This is a genomic window from Polynucleobacter sp. AP-Latsch-80-C2, assembly GCF_018882185.1.
Taxonomy (GTDB): Bacteria; Pseudomonadota; Gammaproteobacteria; order Burkholderiales; family Burkholderiaceae; genus Polynucleobacter.
The window spans coordinates 1-1307 of sequence record NZ_JACVOY010000027.1; the positions used below are offsets into that span (position 1 = coordinate 1).

At 48.2% G+C, this 1307-nt stretch carries 1 protein-coding gene; it reads left to right on the forward strand.

Annotated features, from left to right (window positions below; all coding sequences use genetic code 11):
* Window positions 1-61 precede the first annotated feature (61 nt).
* Complete coding sequence (locus tag ICN47_RS12695) at window positions 62-1270, forward strand: IS256 family transposase (RefSeq protein WP_216220275.1); 1209 nt, start codon at window positions 62-64, stop codon at window positions 1268-1270.
* Window positions 1271-1307: the final 37 nt, after the last annotated feature.

Sequence of the window (1307 nt, forward strand, 5' to 3'; positions counted from 1 at the left end):
TGTGTAAGTTCCTGCGGTCAATTAACCTTCATAGAAGGATAGCCACATGGAACACAACACAATGGATCGTAGTAAATTACAAGCCTTAGCCAACGAACTAGCCAAGGACCTCAAGACTCCAGAAGATTTAAATATCCTTTCACAGGAGTTGGTTAAGCTCACAGTAGAAGCAGCTTTAAATGCGGAGCTGACCCACCATCTGGGTTACGAGAAGCATCGCAATCGGCCTAGTAGCAATGCGCGTAATGGCATTACTAGCAAACGCCTTAAAGGCTCCCATGGCGAGGTGGTTATTGACACCCCCAGAGATCGAGATGGCAGCTTTGAGCCGCAACTGCTTGCTAAGCACCAAACCCGCTTAACCAGCATAGATAGCCAGATTTTGACGCTCTACGCCAAAGGCTTATCCACCAGAGAGATCGTGGGTGCTTTTAAGGAGATGTACGATGCCGATGTCTCAGCTACACTGATCTCTCAGGTGACTGATAGCGTCATTGAGCAAATCCCTGACTGGCAGGCTAGACCACTCAATGCCATCTATCCCATTGTGTATTTGGACTGCATTGTGGTCAAAATCCGCGAGAACATGCAAGTTATCAACAAATCCATTTACCTGGCTCTTGGGGTTGATATGGACGGACATAAGGAGCTATTAGGCCTATGGATCTCCGAGAACGAGGGGGCCAAGTTCTGGCTATCTGTACTGACAGAGCTCAAGAGTCGTGGTGTGCAAGATATTCTGATTGCCTGCATTGATGGGCTCAAAGGCTTTCCACAGGCCATTGCCAGCGAGTTTCCACAAGCTCGAATTCAGCTATGTATTGTGCACATGGTGCGCAACAGCCTGAAGTACGTGTCTTGGAAGGATTACAAGGCGGTCACCGCTGATCTCAAACGTATTTATCAGGCCAGCACCGAAGCGCTGGCTCAAAAAGCGCTAGAAGAGTTTGGCACCACCTGGAACAGCCAATATCCGCAGATCGCTAAATCCTGGACTAGTCACTGGGAGAACCTACGAACCTTATTTGACTATCCCCCAGAGATCCGCAAAGCCATTTACACCACCAATGCCATTGAGTCTTTGAATAGTGTTATTCGGTCAGCCACCAAGCGCAGAAAGTTATTTCCTAGCGATACCGCAGCCACTAAAGTCATTTACCTAGCCATCATGCAAGCATCAAAGAAGTGGACGATGCCGATACGGAACTGGCGGGCAGCACTGAATCGCTTTGATATAGAATTTGGAGAACGCATCGCTGTTCACCAATAACCCCGCGGTGAACTTACACAGAAATATTTACAGGGTC